Here is a 19,742-nt window from a genome sequence, read left to right on the forward strand (position 1 = left end):
TCTATGCTCTCTGCCCAGATGGGTTTAAGTAAACATTAGACACGCAGCAAATTCCCATCAGGCTAGTACACGAAGAAAAAGAAAGGAAGATTTTCATCAATGATTTAAGATTGATATAGAGTTTTTGCCAATAGTTAATTATCATTAACTGTTAACTTTAATGATGGGTAGTAGCAGCTAATTCAGATTGATTAATCTGCCAATTCTGTTCTGAAACTTGCATTTGCAACCATTGATTAAAACGTTCATTGATTAATCTTTGACGCATCGAGGGTTCTAACTTAGCTGTTAGTAATTTTTCTAGGCGAATAATTATAATCCAATCGCCTACTTGAGTAGGTGGTAATAATTGTTGGGGTTGACTTGCTAACAGTAATTTTGCCAAAACTGGATGAAGTGTTTGTAACTCCACAGGGCCAATTAAACCATCTGTTTCCTTTTCTGGGCCTTGTGCATATTCTCGCGCTAGTTGGGTGAAAGACTGTTCTCCTTCCTTGATACGAAAGTAAAGTTCTTGGGCGATGCCTAGATCAGTAGTCCTAATTAGAGAGTAAACAACGCGATCTAACAACGGTTTACGTTGAATAAAATAAGTATCTAAATCTTTTCCCCAGTTGATTTGTTTAAATTTTTCTAGTTTTAATTGTCGAACAGCCAGCGCCTCAAATTGCTTTACACTCATATTATTTTGTTGCAACCAAAGCTGAAGCATAGCATCAGAAGTGAGTTTATTTTGTTGAGCAAATTGTTGACAAGCAAGTTTAGTCTCCTCTGATGTAAACTCAATTTCTGCTATTGCTTGGTTAATTACTATTTCTTTTACTAGCTGCGGTAACAGTTGATATTCTGCTAACAGTGGTAAAACTTCTGTGGCTGTCAGTATGCGATCGCCTACTTGCAGAACTGGAGACATAAAACTTTTCAAAGGAGTTGCGATAGTAGTAGATTTTCTCAAACTAATTAGTCACATAAGGTTAAACTCAGGTTAAAAAAAGAGAATTGCATTCAGGCTCAATATGTGCGTTTGGAATTGTGCACAGTCTACTCAAGCCATATTTATGCTTGTGAGGTGTATCCTAATTTAGGACATCAAAAAGACGCTATGGCAGTCCTAAATCATTCGTGAAAAGCACAAGATACCCGACTTCTCAAATGGAGCCGGGTATCTGTGTATTTAAATTTTTACAAACCAACAGGTCTGCTGTATCTTTCAGTCTAGGAAAACGCACGAGATAAGGCGATCCTCTTCTAAGCAACTACAGCCTCTGCTTCTACCTCTATCTTGCTTCTCGCTTCCTCTGCCAGAAACTGCGCTATTTGTTCATTAATCTCCCTTTTGACAATTTGGCGATACTCCACAAAATGCTCGATTTGAGCGCAAACGGACAGATAGCTACTTAACCCACCTGGATTATAGCGCCACATATTCCAAAGATTGCGCCAGAACTGCCAACGGGTTTTGCGAAGGACACCTTGTCGCCAGCATATGGTCAATAAGGCACGAATTGTTACCCAATTAATTGGTTTTTTTGCACCTTTACCTTTCTTGGGATAAGTTGCCTCGCCCAGAATTCGGTAATGGCGATAGGCACGATCAAGGAACTTTGCTGGGTCGTATAATTGCCAAAATGCCTCTACATATTCATGGGCAATCTCCTCTAAGGGACGGGTTGGTACGTAATTCATCAACGTAGTTTGGTTGATGTTAGCTGACTTACTGCGGAGTCGTCCTTCCTTTTCTAAGCGATGCCACAGAGCTGTATCAGGCAATGCTTGCAACATACTAAACAGCGCCGTAGGAATAGATGTTTGTTCTACAAATTGCACGATTCTCGCGCCTGCGCCCGCCTTCTCACCATCGAAGCCAATGATGAATCCTGCCATCACCCGCAAGCCCGCTTTTGCGATCGCATTCACTGCCTCAGTCAAGGAATTCCTTGTGTTTTGGTGTTTTTGGGTTAGAGTCAAACTAGCTTCATCTGGTGTTTCAATGCCTAAAAAGACGGCTCCAAAATTGCACTGCACCATCCAATCCATTAATTCTTGGTCGTTTGCCAAATCGACTGAGGCTTCTGTGGCAAAGGAAAAAGGATACTGATGTTTCACCATCCAGGGTTTTAGTTCTTTGAGGAACAGTTTGACATTGCGTTTATTGCCAATGAAATTGTCATCCACCATAAAAATGCTGCGTCGCCAACCCAACTCGTAGAGGCGATCGAGTTCTTTAAGCAGTTGTTCCGGAGTTTTCGTGCGCGGCTTGCGACCGTAGAGCACAATAATGTCACAAAACTCGCATTGGAAGGGACATCCTCGCGAAAACTGTACTGACATTTCTGCATAAGCATCGAATTCCAACAGGTCAAACCGGGGAATGGGTGTATGGGTAACATCTGGTCTTTCGCCATTGGCACGGAAGATTCCCGATCGCTCGCCCCGTGCGATCGCAAGGGTAAACAGGGGCAAAGTTATCTCTCCTTCATCCAAAATCAAATAGTCTGCCCCTACCTCCATCACTTCCTGAGGTAATGCAGTTGCGTAAGGCCCACCTACTGCTACCCGTTTTCCTCTACGTTTCGCCTCCTGGATTTGCTTTAATAAATCTTCCTTTTGCACGATCATGGCAGACAGAATCACCAAATCTGCCCAATCCCATTCTGCTTGGTTAACTTCGCGTATATTGCGATCAACTAGCTTAAATTCCCATTCCTGCGGCAAAATAGCGGCAACCGTCACTAACCCAAGCGGTGGCAACATAGCTTTGCGATTGAGTAATGCCAGGGTCTTCTCAAACGACCAAAAGCTTTTTGGAAAAAGGGGATACAGGAGCAAAATATTCATAAAAACCTCCAATTAACTGTATCCCTCGCTGAGACTGAATGGTGTATTCAAAATACCACTCGCTGGAGAGTAAGATACACGCTGATTAACTTAGATTACTAGAATTTAGAGTCTTTAAAGACATTAAGTTTAGCTCGCCTGTTAACCAAGCTAAATACCGATAGAAACTGTAGTGTAATTATAAGCTCTCACAAAGCGTCTATGTCTAAGAATTGCCCCTAAATTCGCTAATAGACAGATACTTGCCAAACCCAACAAAATGTATGTAGGAGCCATAACTACTCCAATCATGAACCAAGCAAGTACATGCAGTATCATGAGTAGAGCAAAGATATTGGCAATTCCAGCAGCTTGCCAGACCTGAACAGCCGGACGATGCAACAGTGTAAAAATTATTGTCAATGAGGTAGCAAGCAGGTTGGCTGGAATTAGAAAGGCACAAATGCCAATACAGTAAGTGCTTGAGAATTCAGTCAAGGTGTTGAAGTCTAACATTAGTTCTCTTGGGTTAAGTTAACAAATTTTGGCGTTGCTGCTATACAGATCGCAGTCTCGCTGTCCTTGGCATCAAAACTTTTATAATAGTTGCAATCAAAATCTTCAATTTTTAAAAGAGTCATAACATTTTTCTCATCATTTTGTGCGGTTTATTTTCTTGACTATTTATAACTAGACAAAAATAATTGGTTCTACTCTATCTTTTCTCATCCAGACTTAACTCAATTTCAGAATTCAACATCTTTATAAACTTCTACTAAGGGGCATATTAAGGTTATACGTCGCCCGACTGAGATGTGTAAAAAAGCGTAATGTTAGCTGTAGCTAGCGGACATGCGCTCGATCTGGGCATAGCCACTGAATATCAACTGTTGACCTTGGGTTTCTAATCGGTTGAGCCACATCGTAATGCCATCGAGATCAAAGCGATCCAAATCAACCATGCAATCCAAAACTTGAGCTAATACGGCGCTCAAAGTTTCAGATATGTGCCGTTGAAATTCTGGCACGGTGTCTGGTTCAAACTTCGGATCGTAGAAAGCAAGGCGGCGTCGCCGCTCAATGGCTATGGTTGCACTCAGGCTGATTGGCACTAGTTCGCCGTTGCTTAGGTCGGCCTTAGCCCAAATTCGCACCCGATTGTTGGGCAACAACTTTAACTGGATGGCTTCAAAAGAGACCAACTCACTGGTAGATATGTCGGATAAGGCAGGCAGGGAGAGATTCACCAGACGCTTTTTCACCAGTTCCGCCTTGAAAGCGTGGTTGATGCCTGCTTCTGAAAGGATGACTTGAGCCACCGCTTGGGTAGGTTGCTTGAGAGTGAGTTTGCCGCTCAAAACACTGCTGAAGTCAATTGCTACGGCATCGGTCTGAAAAGACACTTCTTCCGCCCTGAAATCATTGCGGATGACAAGCCCACGGCCATTCATTTTGAAGCCATCGATGCTGCCTTGCAAGAGTTTACTGGAAGGGTGGCATTGGACAAAGACTTCTACTGACTCGCTTTGAGTAAATAAGTAACGAATCGTTTTGCTAGCAACAGTGTTGAGTAAGCGCTCTCCCCAATCGCTTCCAGTGGGATTAGTTAAATCATTACGGCTGCCAAACATAGAGGTTTCCTCCACAAAACTTCTTCGGCTCAATATGGATGCCAGGGAGCTAGTTGAGGAGGTAATCAAGCATTGATGCTAGCAGGGTTTGGCCTCGTTTTCTGGCATTGTGAACAAAAATAAAATGACCAAGCTTTAGCTAGAGACGGTGCCTGAATCTAGCCTCCACTCATGTTTCAGCAATTGCTGGTACGTTATATCCTGAATAATCATCTGCTTATACAACATGAGTAAAAACTCGTGGGCTTGTTCACGGGACATATGCTGTACTTGGTCGGCAAAGCAACGGATGCTAAATTCTTGCTCTAAAGATAATTTGATGGGCTGATTCATCGCTGGCTCCTGTACCAAATTGGGACGAAAACTAGAGAGTCAATCCTAGCTAGATATCTTAAGTCTGAACCTAAATACCTAGCTCACAGCAAATGCAGTCATCAGTGTCAGAGCAACAAACAGGATAGCTACTGCCCCTTGGAAGATGTAGCGCTGTTGCTGTTCTGGTGAGGGATACTCTGCCAAGGACATACCAGGCTGAATTGCGTAGTTATTAATCATTCCCTCATCATCTAATGTGTAGCCAGTTGCGAGAGGCATATTCAGCAATTGACTGCCGTCTCTGTGCCTACGCGCTTGAACTTCAGCGGGGATCAGTTCACTGCCATCACTACGAAGATGTGCAATTGCTTTCTTCGGTTTGTTTCCTGCTGTTAACTCTCCTTCTTTGTTGAAATGCATTTCCAATGGCTCGCAGATGTACACTTCAGCTTCAATAAAGAAGCTGTCAGCAGTCATACAATCATCAAGGTTGAGGGTCTTCCCTTCTTTATCGGTGTAGCGCATGGGCGTGACCTCATGTAAAGTTCTATATAGTTATTATAACGAATTATTTACGAGGTTTACGAGGTTGATATACTTGTGATATTATTATCTGTTATTTTATTGATAACATCTTTACGGACAAACGATTGCATTGTCTTCCGTTATTTTGCCACCTTGCAGAGGCAGCCTCATGTGAGGACAGGCATTATCCATCGCATAGATCTGCTCTTTGTGATGCAGGAGTAAAATCGCGTGGTTACCCACTTTCACCACCTTCCGCGCATCTTGGGGAAGCGCATCTTGACCATGCTAACTTGAAACTGACGGTTCTAACTGCTTTTCAGGATTTAAATCACCATGTCTAGGAACATGACCTAAAATCTGTTGAGCGATCGCGTATGAAGACTGTTGGCAAATCGCTAAAGTGGCAAGCACAGCAAGGAACTCATTAATATCCAGGGGTTTGGTGAACCACAGGTCAAACCCAGCACACAGAGCACGTTGAAGCATCTTTTCATTGACATAGCCCGTCACAGCAATGGCTAGCACCACTTCCCCTCGCTCTCCCGCGTTGGTTCTCACTTGTTGAATCAGGGCATAACCATCTTCCTTTGGCAAAGCAATATCACTCACGAGGACATCAGGTGGCCATTGCCCAAATATTTCCAGAGTTTACTGGACTGAAAACGCTTTTTGCACCTCAACACCATAGAGTTGCAGCAGCATCGCAATCAAATCGCAGAAATCGACATTATTGTCTACAACCAGTACTCGCAGCCCTTGGAGGAATGAAAAATTAGTAGGAAATTCATTATTTGTATACATCGCAACTCCAATCCAGATTTCACGTGCAAGCTGTTGTAAAAAGTTGATCGTTCAAACAGGAGTTAACTGGAAGGTAACTGATGTCTTATTGATTCCCCTACAGCATGACAAGTTGCTGTTTTATTTCTGGGGTTATTTGGTTAACTTCGACATGAAAAGTAAGGAAAGTTTCAGTTCTGAATTCCTTCTATATTCTTTTACTAAAAACATCCAAAAAGTTGTGGGACAGTGACTATTTCTATTTATAGTCACTGCCCCATAGATACTATTTCCTATCTAAGCGTTTGCTTACGCAGAAATCAACACTGTATCAATGATATGGATCACACCATTATCAGCAGCAACATCTGGTGTTGTGACTGTGGCATTGTTTATCTTGACACCATTAGAAGCGTCAATTTTCACATCTTCACCTTCAACCGTTGTAGCCGATTTCAGCTTCACCACATCTGCCGCCATCACTTTGCCTGAAACAACATGACAGGTCAGGATTTTTTTGAGCTTGGGAATGTCCTGAAGCAATGCGTCTACTGTACCTTTAGGAAGCTTTGCAAACGCCTCATCAGTGGGCGCAAAAACGGTGAATGATCCAGTCCCTTTAAGAGTATCTACCAGACCAGCAGCTTTGACCGCAGCTACTAGGGTGCTGAAAGAACCAGCATTAACAGCAATATCAACAATGTCAGCTATGTATTTCACCTAGTGAGCGTGGAATCTGTTAACAAGGTTTAGTATGGCACCCTGTTGTCATATATCATGTTTGAGCAAGCGTTTGATTAGCGTATAAGTTGTATAGTTTTTAATATAAATATTCCAATTTTTAAAATAAATTGCAAGCTTATCATCTCAAATTATGCTTCAGTAAATACAACAGTATTATCACTAAAATTAAAATGGAAGGTTATTGCTGAGATAGTATGTTCTTCCAGTTACCCAACTTGTATCCTGTGAGCTTTTAGAAAACTATAAACTGCTACTTTAGAATTTTCTTATATACATTTATCAAAAGGTTGATTTTTTAAATATAAAATAAAATATCTTGCAGTCTTTCTTAGCTCTGTATTAATATTGTCCTTTAATTTTTCTTTGTTGGATTGTTAGAATGTAGTTAAGCTCATGCGAGAGACAAAGTTATGGTTACAAATAAATTTGATGATACATTAGCAGCCATTGAGTTAAATGCAGCCAGAAAATTAAACTGGGATTATAGCCAGTTTAAAGATTTTTTTAGTTTTACAGTCAATAAAGAAGCTATTGAGATAGCGCTCAAGAATCAAATCGAAGAATCTCAGTTGGAAACTTTAAAGCAAGCTTTATTAGATTATGGTTTTCAGTACAAAAAAACCGTAAATGATTTGATCTTGGTTTTTGAGCAAGATGTTGAATTAAGATAAAGCAACATCGTAGATTGCTAAGAATACTGCCCTAGCAAGTATTACATGGAAATAAGTTGAATCGAACTAAGATTTCCGGAGCGCAGTGGAAGCGGAAAAATGTACCTCAAGTCCTTGCCCGTCGCTGTGTCTACCCCAACGGATTATTGTCTGTTTGAACTACCTTAAAAAATGAGATGCTCCCAGTTCAATCAGTCTCAGTAAACTAAGGTCGAATGGTTTGAGTCAACAGTCCTCAAACCCCATCTCCAGAATTTAGCCAAGACTATCGGTTATCTGGGTTGTGACGCGCGTAGACGCGGAGCAGCTTGTGGCTAGACATCGCTGTTGAAGTAATTCCTGTTGTCTACTGGAGAGCATTAATTAGATAGTCGAAGTAAGTGCCAACAACAAGCGCATCTTCTCCAGACAACATCGAGCTAGTGATGTTCTTCATGGCACGGACACTTTCGGCAACGGCGTCAATAGGGGTGCCGAGGGATCTGTACATTTGGCGAACACCAACGATTCCGATCTGTTGAATTGGCGTAACGTCTCCAGCCGCAACACTGTAAGTGATCAAGCGCAGATAGTAATTCATATCCCGCAGGCAGGTGGCAGTCATCTGGTTGCCGTAGGCATTTCCACCTGGAGAAACAAGGCTGGGACGCCTTTGGAAGAGTTGGTTTCCAGCTTGCTTAATAATGCGATCGCGGCTTTGAGTTAAAACTTCCACAAGGTGTAGACGGTGCTCACTGCTCTTAATAAAGATCTTGATCTGATCCAGTTCTCCAGGGCTGAGATAGCGAACCTCGGCATCTGCATTCACAATCATCTTGGTAATAATACTCATTAACAAACTCCTGAAATTAAATTTAGGTCTATCTGAAACGATTAAATTGTTTGCAGTTTGAACCTAGCTCTGCAAAGGGTGCAGTGTAGCATCTGGCGATGAGCGGTGCTTTTAGATTAACGACACCGCTCACAAATGGCAGATTAATTGTTAGGTATTAGCCAAAATAATTGGCAGACTTTAAGCGATCGTTGTGCATTCTCCCATTAGGCATTTTTGCTCTTCTCAGATTAGCCCTGCTTAGATTGGCTCCTTTGAGTTCAGCCCAGTTTAGATTAGCATTGCTTAGATCTGAGTCGCTCAAATCTGCGTTGCTCAAGTGTGTCCCAGTCAAATCTACCCCACTCAAATTTGCTTTAGCTAAACTAATCCCTCTCCAGTCTGCCTCTCTAAAATTTCTTTCCCCGGCTGCATATTGCCTCAAAACTTTATTGGCATCCATATTGGTTGCCTCGCAACGTGTAGCGTTGTCGCTATGTTTGTTCATTATAATCCACAATGTGCCACTGTAACATCACAAGTTCACTCTTTGCGATCGCATCTTTTTACACTCTCATTGTTCAGCCGATTGGAGTCTAAAAGAATACTGTGAAGTACAGGGAATTATCTCCTCAACTGCTTGCTGACTATTATTGAAGCCAAACAGAGTCATACTAAGAATTTTATATAGCGGTTTCTAGTCTGCTCAGGTACAAATTTATCTGTGTTTATCTGTGGTTAATTATTTCTTCCTGTACCTCACTGGGTCGGTAAACGCTATAAAGCAAGCGTAAATGAAAGGGAGAAGGTTGTTCTTTAAATGGACATTACTATCATCAATTTTGATAATTTGAGACGTTTGAGTTGTGAGTATTGAAAACATAACGATCGTAGATTTTTCTGGGAGGAGTTCTTAAATCCCAAACGATTCTTAGCCATGAAAGTAGCTTCAGAATGTAATGGGTAACATCTATTTCCCACCAGTAGAAGCCTTGTCGTTCTGAAGCAGGATAATAATGATGATTATTATGCCAACCTTCGCCGAGGGTAATTAGAGCTAAAAACCAATTATTGCGACTACTATCTGTTGTGTTAAAACGACGATAACCAAAGATATGGGCAAGAGAATTAATTGTAAAAGTAGTATGATAAAGCAGCAAAGTACTTAAACAAAATCCCCATACAAGCATCTGTAACCCACTCGTTTTTAGCTGAGGAATACATAATTGAAACACTATACCAATCGCAGTTAAAATGATTGCTAGTACAATAGGAACAGTCATATGGAAACGGTTTAACCACCGCAACTCTGGATATTGTGCAAAATCTCGGACTTGCTTTTCGTCTGTTTTAGAATATTTAGGACACATCACCCAGCCAATGTGCGACCACCAGAAACCATTAACAATGGGGGAATGAATATCTTGTTCTGTATCTGCATAGCGATGGTGATGACGATGACGCGCTGCCCACCATAACGGGCCTAACTGAGCTGAGGAATTGCCTAAAACAGCAAGAATAAACTGAAACCAACGTGTTGTTTTATAAGTGCGATGTGAAAAATAACGGTGGTATCCTGCTGTGATCCCAAACATCCGTATAAACCAAAGTGTGAGGCATGTAATGAGAGCAGGCCAACTAAAACCCACCCAAAAAATTAATAGGCTACTAACATGAATTGATATAAAAGGAATATTGCCTAAAATATCTATTTTATATTCTTGTCTTGATAACATATGCAAGCTTTTGAATCAGTTTCGGAAATAGCAATTATTACTATAAAAAACTATAAGAACTTCGTTTTAAATATCTGTAATATTGCGCTCTTCTAGTTATAGTAATCAGGTTCTTATCTACTGTCGTCGCTCTAAAGAGCTAACCAGTGTTCATAGAGAAGCTCTGAATTTGTACTCCTCCAGGATGAAAGATGGGTGGTTGAGATTAAGTTTTGGCAAAGGTTAGAGGTGTATAAGATGAGTGAATAGCGTTTGAATTTGTTACAAAAATTTAAACACTTGGATGACATTATAGTCGTTTTCTGACTTTTGTATGATTTAACTAGAGCAAAAGATAAATAGCATAAGAAAAGGTATAAAATCCTTAGTGTTCATAAAAATTTAAGTTCAGAAATTTTCATATGAGTTTTTTGTCTTATGGTCAGGCGATCGCTCCAAGCATCACAGATTGGAATTCAACAGGCTAAAAGAGCGTTTGCCCGCAAGGGGTGGACTCAGGAAAATTTGGTGTTAGAAGTCGGCTTAAAGACTCGATAACCCATTTGGCGGTTTTTTCTGGGCGCTCATGCTACTATGATGCCAATCAGTTATTGCTCGATTGCTTGAATAGTAATTGTGAGGTAACAGCTGCGATTAGGCAAAAAATTGAAGCAACTTTATTGTTGCCTCAAAAGGAACTTGAAGATAGGGAATGGCAATAGCATTGAGATGAAAAATAAATGTCCCTGGGGAAGTTTCCCACAGGGCACAAAAATAGCAGACTCAATGCATATCAATCGAATTAGCTAAATTCGCCATCAAGCGATCGCTATTCTTATACTAAGTTGCAATCATAGGTAGTATTTCTCCCCCTGCCCCCCTGCCTGCCAAAACTAATATGTTTGAACGCAACTTGGTATTAGGTAATACTCAAATTCACCTTCACAACAAAATCGTTGTAATCTTTGTCGCCGCCTCCTAATACATCCTCAAAACAGAAGATGTTGTTATCTAACAAATGTACATGATCCATCTTGTCTGGATTTGCTCCTAAGAATGGGAAGTACACTGCTGGATCGTTATTAGTCTTGCCATCTAAAATTGCTTCTGGTTTACCATTAGCAATAATAAATGGTGCATAGATGCTGCCAGGCTGAAAAATGCCTGTATAGGTAGCTTGATTGCTCACAGTCAAGTCAACGTCTGGAATACGCCCACCCAAAGCAGCTTGAGTATAACCATCTTGCCCAGGAAAAATATCTGCCGTGCGATCGCCATTAATATCAATACCACCCATCTCATCGGTTACCTGATAGAAGCCGACAAAGTTTTTGAATGCCGCTTTTGTGTTAACCACAAACTCAACTTTCACTTGTTGTGTCACATCCCGCAAATCAATTAGTTTTTTTTCTAGCTTTTCTTGCCAGCTTTTACCTAAATCATGAAACGGGTTATTTTTGTCCTCGTTGTCTGGGATGTCTGGAGTGGGAGTAAGCAGATTCAGTGGCTTGTCTAATTCCAGAATGATAAATTCGTTGTTGTCAATGTCTGGCGGTCGTCCCACTGAAAAGGGATAATTGTTATCGTTGGCAACCAAAAGTGTTTTAGCATCTAGTACCAAAACATCTTCGATTGTTTGGAAGGGGAAAGTGAACTTGCTGCTGCCATCTTGATTCAAGTCGTTAGGATCTTGAATATTCAGCAGATCGACGATTTCTTCTTTGGCAACAAAGCCATTGGCATCTTTTTTCGATAAGTCAACTTTATAGATTTTCTTGAATCTGGCTTCAGCACCTTGATTGTTATCTCGCTCAATCACCAGATATTCGTTGTGGTTGACGGCGGTAAAGTCACCAATGGCATGATTGGGATTTTCCAACTGGTAGTAGCCAAATAGCCCCTTATATTGCTCAGATACCACATCAAACTCGTAGATGCGCAGCGAACCAGTAGGATCGCCGAAGACAGTGCCTTCGAGCAACGGATACAAAGTTTGTTTATCCGGGCTAATTGCTAAACCCTCAAAACCTCTGGAACGAGCAAGATTTGAAACAACTGGCTCACCCACAAAGCGATCGCGCACGAGATCGCCTGTACCGGGAAAGTCGGTAAAGTAACCATCAACCCCTAAATTAATAAACTGCTCAAATTCTTTTTGCGGATCGCCGTTGTAATCAGATGCCAGGAAAATGCCTTCGTTGCGGAAGGTATACGGGTGTACCAACAAGCCTGCGGCGTGGGCATCTTTCACTAAGGAAGTGGGAGTACCCAGAACTCTATCGGCATCAGTAATCGTGCCATCGCCATCCAAGTCATCCGGTTTACCATCACTATCACGATCTACTGTATCAGCGGGGACAATCAACCGTTTGTTGGGGCCAATTCCAGTGGCATACTCTGCTATTTTAGCCAGTTCTGCTGGCTGGGTGAGGTCGCCGTATGTGCGGGAATCGCCACTGACAATAAAATCATAGGGCTTGCCTGTTAAGCCACCAAATAACTGAACCAAGGGTAAGTCAATGCCAGCCTTTGGCATCAAGTCATTTTTCAGTTCCTTGAGATTACCCACCTCAAAAGACTGAATAAATACCCGCTTTGGATCGGTGAAGTTGTTAGCAACTAAGGTATCAACTAACTTCTCACCCAAATTGATACCGATATTTGCAAAGTAGGTAGGATGCTTAGTTTCTGGATATATGCCAATTTTGCGTCCAGTTTCTTGTTCTACCTGCTTCACTAAATCAATAATTTCTGTGAGAGTGGGAACCTTTAAGTTGTCGTTGTCAAATTTGGTTGAGCGCAGATTGGGCAGACGTTCAATGGCATTGAGGGTTTTCAGTTCTGCCAAAGTCAAATCTTCGGTAAACCAACCCGTAACACTACGTCCATCGATAATTTTAGTAGTTTTGCGATCGCTAAATTCTGGACGCAGGTAAATGTCTGTACTAGTGTCGGTAGTGTTCACCGTGCCATCGGCGTTGAGAATTGCTAGGGCATTTTCGTGCCGCGCTACCAAAACCCCGTCTTTCGTAGCTACCAAATCTGGCTCGATGAAATCTGCCCCATCAGCGATCGCTAATTTGTAGGCTGCCAATGTGTGTTCTGGACGTAAACCACTCGCGCCTCGATGCCCGATGACAATAGGTGCATTGCCATCTAGGGTTTGAAACTCAGTCTTTTTGAGTACATCGGGATGATCGGGCGATCGCACAATCTCTGCGGTAATTTGATCGCGTGCTACATCGCCCGTACCAGGAAAGTCAGTGAAGTAGCCATCAACACCTAAATTAATGAACTGCTTATATTCCTGTGCAGGATCGCCGTCATAATCTGATGCCAAGTAACGTTCTTCATCGCGGAAGGTATAGGGGTGTACCAATAGCCCGGCATCATGGGCATCTTCTACTAGAGAAGTTGGTTCGGTGAGGGTTTTGTCGGCATCATTAATTACACCGTCGCCGTTGATATCGTCGGGTTGTCCATCGCCATTTGTATCGACAGCTTTCACCGAGACTATCATTCGCTTCCACGGGCCGATACCATCAGCATAGGTGGCTATTTCTTGCAAGCCTTGAGGCGATCGCAAATCTGCGTAGGTGCGAGAATCACCATTAACAACAAAATCGTAGGGTTGAGTTTCAATTAGCGTTCCATCATCTTTGACATCAACTGCATCTAAGAGTTGAACCAGAGGGATGTCGGTTTTCTGATTCAGTTCTTTGAGGTTGCTAGCTTCAAAAGACTGGATATATATTCGACTGGGATCGGTAAATCCAGTTTTCTCTAAAGTTGCTAGCAGAGGTTCTTCGAGAGACAAGCCCAGGTGATCGTGGAAAGTCGGGTGCTTGGTTTCCGGATAAATGCCGATTTTACGTCCCGTGTCTTTTTCAACTTGTTTAACTAGCTCGATGATTTCCTCAAACGTAGGAATTTCATACACGCCGTTAAATGCTTGGGTACGGAAGCTTTGCGGCATCTTTGCCCGCAGTGTTTTGATTTCTGCCAGGGTAAAATCAGAAGCAAAAAAGCCTTCTTCTGCCTTGCCATCAACAATTTTCGTGGTTTTGCGATCGCTAAACTCCGGACGATCTGCAACATCGGTGGTGGCAATCAAGTTTGGTTCGTGGCGAGCAATTAATACACCATCCTTAGTAGAAACTAGGTCAGGTTCGATGAAGTCTGCTCCCCGTTCAATTGCTAATTTATAGGCTCCCAGAGTGTGTTCTGGTAGTTCCCCACTAGCACCACGATGTCCGATTACAATTGGTGGTTTACCATCTAATGTATTTAAATTGACTGTATTTGGTGTGGGGATGGGAGCATCTAACAGCTTGCCAGTGGCATCGAAGTGGAGCAAATAAGGGCCAAATTCATCTCCAATCCAGATTGTGCCATCAGCAGCGATCGCGATAGATTCTACATCGAAATCTGCACCAGTTAAGAGGCGATCGCTTGTATTTCCATTCACAATCTCGAAGGGAACTTTGCGATCGGGGTCAGATAATTGGATAAAGTCCAACACCTTGGCACTACCATCACCCCCAACCTCTGCACCTCGGAAGCTAGGATCGATGCGATAAATCCGCAGTAGATAATCTGCGCTGTTGTTCTTAGCGCCAAAACCGTTGTCAGAAAGGAACCAGAAGGAATTGTCATCGGCAAACTGGACACCGCTAAATCCTTGCACTGGTTGTTTAGCAAATGGAACAGTGCGTCCGTTGGTATTACCTGTAATTGCACTGCCTGATGGAGGCCCTTCTGCGAAGGTATCGGCTGGGAGTGAGGCGAAACCTTTAAGTGTAACTTTGGGTGGAGAAGCGACTTCCAGGTTATTGGGTAACTCAAGAATACCGAGTTTTTCCGGAAGAGAAGCGACTTTGATGTCAATGCTGCCATCAGGATTGGCTTGAGTTTCTGTCACACCAAAATCGTTATCGTTGAGCAGAGCCAGAGTATTTGGTGCTACCAGTGCTAATCCTTCCAGTTTTTCAACTCCGGTATAACCAAGTTGAGCAGCATTGGCGATGAGGCTCTTGCTGACAGGATTTATCTTGGCTACAGCTAATTCTTCAGTGGTTAACTGTTCGATAGTCTTATCGGCAGGCAATGTACCCAAGAAAGCAGGATTATTGATATTAGTCGCTCCTGCCAAGTCAATCTGGTAGATCAACTTATTGGCAGTGTTATCACCTTCGTCGTCTCGCTCTACCACCACGAATTTACCATTGCCGAGAGCGACAGCATCGCCTATTTTGTCAGTTCCCGGTAAACCTTCCAGGATATATAGATACTCTCCCGTTACCTGCTTTGTAACTGTGTCAAATTCTAGAATTCGCAAATTGCGAGAATTTCTAGAAGTTGCATCATTGCTGACATCTGGATTATCAATTGCACTTTGAATAAAGGCATAAAGTTTTGTACCATCCAGCGCCACAGCTTCAAAGCCGCGATTATTCCGTCTTTGGGCGTAAACAGCAGGTAGCACGGGCGTACCGTAAAAAGTGCCGCCATTTTTGCTCGCGTTAGTAGCATCACCTTCGGGAATGAAGCGGTCAATTAGTTTACCATTGCTATCAAAGTGGTAAATTGCCGGGCGGTACTCATCTACCATCCACAAGTCGCCATTTGGGGCAACAATAATCCCCTCCAAGTCAGCACCTAGCGGATCGTTTTGCAGGGTTTTGTTTGCTAGATCTACAGGAATTTCATCGGTGTAAGCCGTACCGTTTGCAGCAGCTTGGAGGTTGGGCAATCCTGTGAGCGGCGTTTTGCCATCTTGCCGAAATAACCCTGTTCTCTTGGTAATCCTAATTTCACCCGTAGTGCGGTTAAGTTCAAAACTAACCACTTCTGGCTGGAAGTCAGGCAGGGGAAATGGTCTGTTGGCACCGATACTTTCTCCATTTGGCCCGCGATCGGTGTGGGTGACAAACTTGAGATTGCCATTTGCTGAGAGTCCTTGGAAATAAAGCCCGGAGAAACCGCCCAGGAGAATATCTTGCCCAGAAGAGGTGGTTCCTAACTTGGGCAGGTTGTTAAATTCGTAGGTAGTTAGCTTGGGCTGGGCAACGGGAGTGCGGGGATTGTAACTGCTGGTGTCAATAGTTAGTTGTTCGGGGAAAGCTTTGGCAATGTTTTCCCAAGGTACGAGCTTAAAGTTAGTGTTGATATTTTCACCATCAACAGTTACGGCAGGTTCATTGGAGCCGTCTTGAGTGACAAATAAGCCAAATGGGAATTTGGGGCCAAGCGGTACATTGATGACATCTGCGCCATCCGACTCTTGTACGCTGTCAATTGCACCGTTGTTACCTACACCAAAGCGCCCGATGTATTCGTTGTTGCCTTCACGGGTATAAGCTACAAAGGTGTTGTCTCCTTGGCTGGATGCGAGTAAATAACCTGTGCCATTTTTGCCGTAGTAGATGGTTAATCCTTCAACATCATCGCTAAGGTAATTACCGCCCAAGGCTTTGACTTTATCGATCAGTTTACCTGTTGTGCCACCATTGGGTTCTGCTTGGAACTTCCAGATACCGACATTTTCCTGCCCAATATAGAGGAAGCCGGTTTCTTGATCGGCAACCATGCCTTCAGTTTGCGGATCGACTCCATCGGCTGTGGGGATGGTAAACTCCCGCACTCGTTCAGCCCCAATTTTGCCATTACCTTGATCTATGAGTTTGAACTGTGCTACATCTGGGGTTTCGCGACGATTGACAAAGACGTAGTAATCATTGGTGATGGGGCTACGGTACATGGCAACTCCGTAAGCACTCCGCGATGATGGTTCATAGGGAGGACTAAAGGGTGCTGCTTGGAAGAGAGTACCAATACTGCTGTCGGTAATGTCTTCTAAATATTGACCGGGGGTGGTGGGGTTGGGGTTAATTTTGAAAATTGCGAGTTTGTCGTTTTGGCGATCGCTAGCAACGGCAATATCTATTGATTGACCATCCAATTTAAAACCGTATTGCAAATCGATGTTGTTGTAGCGAATACCACCAGGATTTATTTCCTGCAATAGGTTTCCAGACAAGTTATAAACCCGCAATCCGGCATTTTTAACTGCTGTTAGTACCAGACTTTTAGCGGAATCAGTCGCATTTATATAGATAGCTGGATCGTCAGCATCCGCACGTTGACTTGTGGGCAGTGTTTCATCGTCCAGTAGATCGGGACGGGTTTCAACTCTGGGAGCGGCGGTGGGAACTACGTCTGCATCCAAAGCTAGGATTTGGGTAAATTGGGTTTGGCTGAAGTTATTGTCACTCACCAAAACTATCGATTGTCTGCCATCTGGTAATTTGGGGCCGAAGGCAATACCCTCAATGTTATCTGTACCAGTGGGTAAGTTCAGGGAATCGAGATTCAATAACAGCCGCTTTTGGGCAGGTTGAATTGCTGCTAGTTGAGTTTCGCTCAAATTATCGAGAGAGTCGATGGTGCTAATGTCAGTTGCACCTTGAAGCGAAATTTCGTAGATTTTGATCGTATTGCCTGTGCCGGGAACTCCAGAGGAGAAAGAACGCTCTAGCGCCAGTAAAGTCCCGCGGTTGTCAATTGCCAGTAAATCTACTAAGCCATTAGTATTAAATCCATCTGCTGGGTTTGGCGGTACAGCAACCGGATCGGTAATGTAGAGGTATTCCTTTTCTGGCTGTCCGGTAACTAAATTGTATTGCAGAATGCGAGAGCGGGTGCCTGTCGTGGTAGAGGCAACTGCCCCGTCTTGGAAGAGGGCGTTTTCGGTAGCTGTAAATAGAGTTTTCTGGTTGGGTGTGATGGTGAGGCTTTCAAAGGCTAGGTTGTTGCGAACACCTGATGTCTGCGTATCGCCTGCATCGATAACGCCATTACCGTTGGTATCCTCTACTACTGGCAAAAACTTTTTGGGTACGGGCAGAGAACGCACTTCCTCTCCGGTAGCCACGGAAAACTCTTTAATGAAAGGATCGCTGACTCGTCCTGCACTAGGATTTACTTCGCCCTCGGAGGAGACGAAAACTGTACCGTTGTTGGTGAGGGCAATACCTTCAGGATCAAGGCTGTTGAGTGCAAAGAAGTTGCCACTACTATCTTTGAGGGGCGTAACATTGGTAAAAGTTACTCCCGCTGTGGCAATGTTAGCTAAATCGACAGTGAAAGTATAAAAGCGGGCAGGAGCAAATTGAGAGCGATCGTCTGAAATAGCGTAGAACTGATTTGTAGCAGCATCGTAGGTAATGCCCGATAGTCCACCCAAAGCAGTCGGTGTTCCATTTACACTTCCTGCTGCACCAGGGGGAATAAAGCCTGTAGGGAAAGTAGTTTGTCCCTGAAATTCGGCGCTGGGAATAGTCTTACCTGGTTGCGTTGCTCCTAACTGCACATCTACCCGCACCAGACGGTGATCTGAACTGGGAAAACCACCGGGAAGATTAGGATCGAAAGTGCCTACTAAGGGAAATAAAGGATCGGTATTGAGGGGCCAAAATACTCCTGAATCAGCAATTGTCAAGTCAACAGAAGGTAACACGTAATCTGTTCGCAGGTTCCCAGGAGTCGAATCAGCAAAATCTGCGGTGTCAAAGCTGGGATTACCCTTTTGATTGAGGTTTGCACCACCCTGTAAAATTGCCTGTTGAGGAGCGCCGGGACTGGTGGGGATGAAATTAGTATTGATATTGGGGTTCTGCAAAAGTTGCAGAATAGCATTGTTATAACTGTCACCATCAAATGGATCGGCATTTTGGTCGCCCATAATCACAAAGCGCGAGCCGGCAGCTAGTCCACCTTGTTTGCCACCATCATCATAAATGTAATCTCCGTTACCAGGAGTGATGTAATCTGCCCAAAAGCGAATCTCATCGTGGTTGCGCTTGCCGTTGCGGTCTTCCTGACCATCGAACACTGGTGGTGTAGGATGGCTAACAAGGACGTGAATTGTCTCTCCGTTCACCTGTATGGGTACATCCCAGTGGCTCTTGGAGGAAAGCCGCAAAATATTTTGTTCCTCTGGCGAGTACCAAGGTTCAGAAGAGCCAGGAGTGGCAATGGTAGGTAGCAAAGATCCAGGCATATCCTTCCAGAGGAAATTTTGGAAGGTGCGGACATTGGCAGTATCGATAGGATGTTTGGAGAGCAGCACCATGCCAAATTGTCCGGGGAAATTGCCAAAACCAAAGGCATCGTCGCCGTATCCTGGTGTTTCTGGAGTGGTGACTACTGTGCCGTTGTTGTTTAAATCAAATCCCGAAGCAATACCAGTATTGGAGGGAGCAATGTAAACATAGGGGTAGCTCACGGGAGTTGCACCATTTTGACTAACACCAAGATAATTTTCCAAGAAAAGTTGGACTGGTTGCAAAGGATTTTCTTGGATGTAGTCAAACTCGTTGATCAGTAGAATATCCGGGTTGGTACGTTGGATAATTTCGGCAACAGCTTTTGCCTGAGCATTATCGGGGGTAGATAAATCGGTTACTAACTGACCTTCAGTATTGCGGTTGAGGGAAGCATTAAACTGAGCAAAACGAATTGTGCTAGAAGTTTCCATCTTGATTATGAGTTGTTGACCGCTAATTACTAGCTGGGATGCAAGCGAAGATAGCAAACTTACGCTTCTGTTTTTCCTTCCGTGGGAATGGGACAAGTTTAATTAACTACCGTGGCTGGAAGTTAACCAGAGAGCGCTGTATGCTTTTTGGTATAAATTTGTATTCAGTAAAAGAAAATACCTCAAAAATAT

The 19,742-nt window shown here is 43.3% G+C and carries 15 protein-coding genes and 1 pseudogene; 2 read left to right on the plus strand and 14 right to left on the minus strand.

Annotated elements, in window-relative coordinates:
* Positions 1-157 precede the first annotated feature (157 nt).
* From U2718_RS28380 to U2718_RS28425, 10 genes and pseudogenes are all read right to left on the minus strand, one after another.
* Positions 158-913: a peptidylprolyl isomerase gene (locus U2718_RS28380; protein ID WP_341993565.1), complete on the minus strand. Its 756-nt coding sequence runs from the start codon at positions 911-913 to the stop codon at positions 158-160.
* A 335-nt stretch (positions 914-1,248) separates the two neighbouring features.
* Positions 1,249-2,838 carry a B12-binding domain-containing radical SAM protein gene (locus tag U2718_RS28385; RefSeq protein WP_341993568.1) on the minus strand — a complete coding sequence of 530 codons (1,590 nt, stop codon included), beginning with the start codon at positions 2,836-2,838 and terminating at the stop codon, positions 1,249-1,251.
* Between the two features lie 150 nt (positions 2,839-2,988).
* The gene (locus tag U2718_RS28390) at positions 2,989-3,333 is read right to left on the minus strand and encodes a hypothetical protein (RefSeq protein ID WP_341993570.1); all 345 of its coding nucleotides are present in this window, start codon (positions 3,331-3,333) and stop codon (positions 2,989-2,991) included.
* Between the two features lie 317 nt (positions 3,334-3,650).
* Positions 3,651-4,448 carry a DUF2993 domain-containing protein gene (locus tag U2718_RS28395; protein WP_341993572.1) on the minus strand — a complete coding sequence of 266 codons (798 nt, stop codon included), beginning with the start codon at positions 4,446-4,448 and terminating at the stop codon, positions 3,651-3,653.
* 135 nt (positions 4,449-4,583) lie between these two features.
* Positions 4,584-4,781 carry an NblA/ycf18 family protein gene (locus U2718_RS28400; protein ID WP_016876721.1) on the minus strand — a complete coding sequence of 66 codons (198 nt, stop codon included), beginning with the start codon at positions 4,779-4,781 and terminating at the stop codon, positions 4,584-4,586.
* 78 nt (positions 4,782-4,859) lie between these two features.
* Positions 4,860-5,288: a photosystem II assembly protein Psb34 gene (gene psb34, locus U2718_RS28405; RefSeq protein ID WP_341993574.1), complete on the minus strand. Its 429-nt coding sequence runs from the start codon at positions 5,286-5,288 to the stop codon at positions 4,860-4,862.
* A 111-nt stretch (positions 5,289-5,399) separates the two neighbouring features.
* A pseudogene (locus U2718_RS28410) lies at positions 5,400-5,555 on the minus strand (Rieske (2Fe-2S) protein); the annotation flags it as partial.
* A 21-nt stretch (positions 5,556-5,576) separates the two neighbouring features.
* Entirely contained in the window at positions 5,577-5,936 is a 360-nt protein-coding gene (locus U2718_RS28415; RefSeq protein WP_341993609.1) for a response regulator, read from the minus strand.
* A 3-nt stretch (positions 5,937-5,939) separates the two neighbouring features.
* Positions 5,940-6,092, minus strand: a complete 153-nt coding sequence (locus U2718_RS28420; protein ID WP_341993577.1) for a hypothetical protein — start codon at positions 6,090-6,092, stop codon at positions 5,940-5,942.
* A 288-nt stretch (positions 6,093-6,380) separates the two neighbouring features.
* Positions 6,381-6,782 carry a fasciclin domain-containing protein gene (locus tag U2718_RS28425; RefSeq protein ID WP_341993611.1) on the minus strand — a complete coding sequence of 134 codons (402 nt, stop codon included), beginning with the start codon at positions 6,780-6,782 and terminating at the stop codon, positions 6,381-6,383.
* A 443-nt stretch (positions 6,783-7,225) separates the two neighbouring features.
* Here U2718_RS28425 and U2718_RS28430 point away from each other — a divergent pair, with 443 nt between their 5' ends.
* Complete coding sequence (locus U2718_RS28430; protein WP_341993578.1) at positions 7,226-7,486, plus strand: hypothetical protein; 261 nt, start codon at positions 7,226-7,228, stop codon at positions 7,484-7,486.
* A gap of 346 nt (positions 7,487-7,832) precedes the next feature.
* Here U2718_RS28430 and U2718_RS28435 read toward each other — a convergent pair whose 3' ends face one another.
* The 3 genes from U2718_RS28435 to U2718_RS28445 all read right to left on the minus strand — a co-directional run bounded on the left by U2718_RS28435 (position 7,833) and on the right by U2718_RS28445 (position 10,033).
* The gene (locus U2718_RS28435; protein WP_341993579.1) at positions 7,833-8,318 is read right to left on the minus strand and encodes an allophycocyanin; all 486 of its coding nucleotides are present in this window, start codon (positions 8,316-8,318) and stop codon (positions 7,833-7,835) included.
* A gap of 157 nt (positions 8,319-8,475) precedes the next feature.
* The gene (locus tag U2718_RS28440; protein WP_341993581.1) at positions 8,476-8,805 is read right to left on the minus strand and encodes a pentapeptide repeat-containing protein; all 330 of its coding nucleotides are present in this window, start codon (positions 8,803-8,805) and stop codon (positions 8,476-8,478) included.
* Positions 8,806-9,133: 328 nt separating this feature from the next.
* On the minus strand, positions 9,134-10,033 hold the full coding sequence (locus U2718_RS28445; protein ID WP_341993583.1) for an acyl-CoA desaturase: 900 nt from the start codon (positions 10,031-10,033) through the stop codon (positions 9,134-9,136).
* A 488-nt stretch (positions 10,034-10,521) separates the two neighbouring features.
* Between U2718_RS28445 and U2718_RS28450 the strand changes: the two genes are divergently transcribed.
* A complete protein-coding gene (locus U2718_RS28450; RefSeq protein WP_411813381.1) occupies positions 10,522-10,734 on the plus strand; it encodes an NACHT C-terminal helical domain 2-containing protein in 213 nt (70 codons plus the stop codon).
* Between the two features lie 197 nt (positions 10,735-10,931).
* Here the strand turns inward: U2718_RS28450 and U2718_RS28455 are convergent, their stop codons facing one another.
* Positions 10,932-19,550 carry a phytase gene (locus tag U2718_RS28455; RefSeq protein ID WP_341993585.1) on the minus strand — a complete coding sequence of 2,873 codons (8,619 nt, stop codon included), beginning with the start codon at positions 19,548-19,550 and terminating at the stop codon, positions 10,932-10,934.
* Between the last annotated feature and the right edge of the window lie 192 nt (positions 19,551-19,742).

It is taken from the genome of Chlorogloeopsis sp. ULAP02, assembly GCF_038404745.2.
In the GTDB taxonomy this organism is placed as follows: Bacteria; Cyanobacteriota; Cyanobacteriia; order Cyanobacteriales; family Nostocaceae; genus Chlorogloeopsis.

Excerpts from the sequence above, each read along its gene's own strand:
- U2718_RS28440 (WP_341993581.1), bottom strand. The coding sequence starts at position 8,805 with ATGAACAAACATAGCGACAACGCTACACGTTGCGAGGCAACCAATATG.
- U2718_RS28455 (WP_341993585.1), bottom strand. The coding sequence starts at position 19,550 with ATGGAAACTTCTAGCACAATTCGTTTTGCTCAGTTTAATGCTTCCCTC.
- U2718_RS28430 (WP_341993578.1), top strand. The coding sequence starts at position 7,226 with ATGGTTACAAATAAATTTGATGATACATTAGCAGCCATTGAGTTAAAT.
- psb34 (WP_341993574.1), bottom strand. The coding sequence starts at position 5,288 with ATGCGCTACACCGATAAAGAAGGGAAGACCCTCAACCTTGATGATTGT.
- U2718_RS28395 (WP_341993572.1), bottom strand. The coding sequence starts at position 4,448 with ATGTTTGGCAGCCGTAATGATTTAACTAATCCCACTGGAAGCGATTGG.
- U2718_RS28390 (WP_341993570.1), bottom strand. The coding sequence starts at position 3,333 with ATGTTAGACTTCAACACCTTGACTGAATTCTCAAGCACTTACTGTATT.
- U2718_RS28435 (WP_341993579.1), bottom strand. The coding sequence starts at position 8,318 with ATGAGTATTATTACCAAGATGATTGTGAATGCAGATGCCGAGGTTCGC.
- U2718_RS28445 (WP_341993583.1), bottom strand. The coding sequence starts at position 10,033 with ATGTTATCAAGACAAGAATATAAAATAGATATTTTAGGCAATATTCCT.
- U2718_RS28400 (WP_016876721.1), bottom strand. The coding sequence starts at position 4,781 with ATGAATCAGCCCATCAAATTATCTTTAGAGCAAGAATTTAGCATCCGT.
- U2718_RS28380 (WP_341993565.1), bottom strand. The coding sequence starts at position 913 with ATGTCTCCAGTTCTGCAAGTAGGCGATCGCATACTGACAGCCACAGAA.
- U2718_RS28420 (WP_341993577.1), bottom strand. The coding sequence starts at position 6,092 with ATGTATACAAATAATGAATTTCCTACTAATTTTTCATTCCTCCAAGGG.
- U2718_RS28385 (WP_341993568.1), bottom strand. The coding sequence starts at position 2,838 with ATGAATATTTTGCTCCTGTATCCCCTTTTTCCAAAAAGCTTTTGGTCG.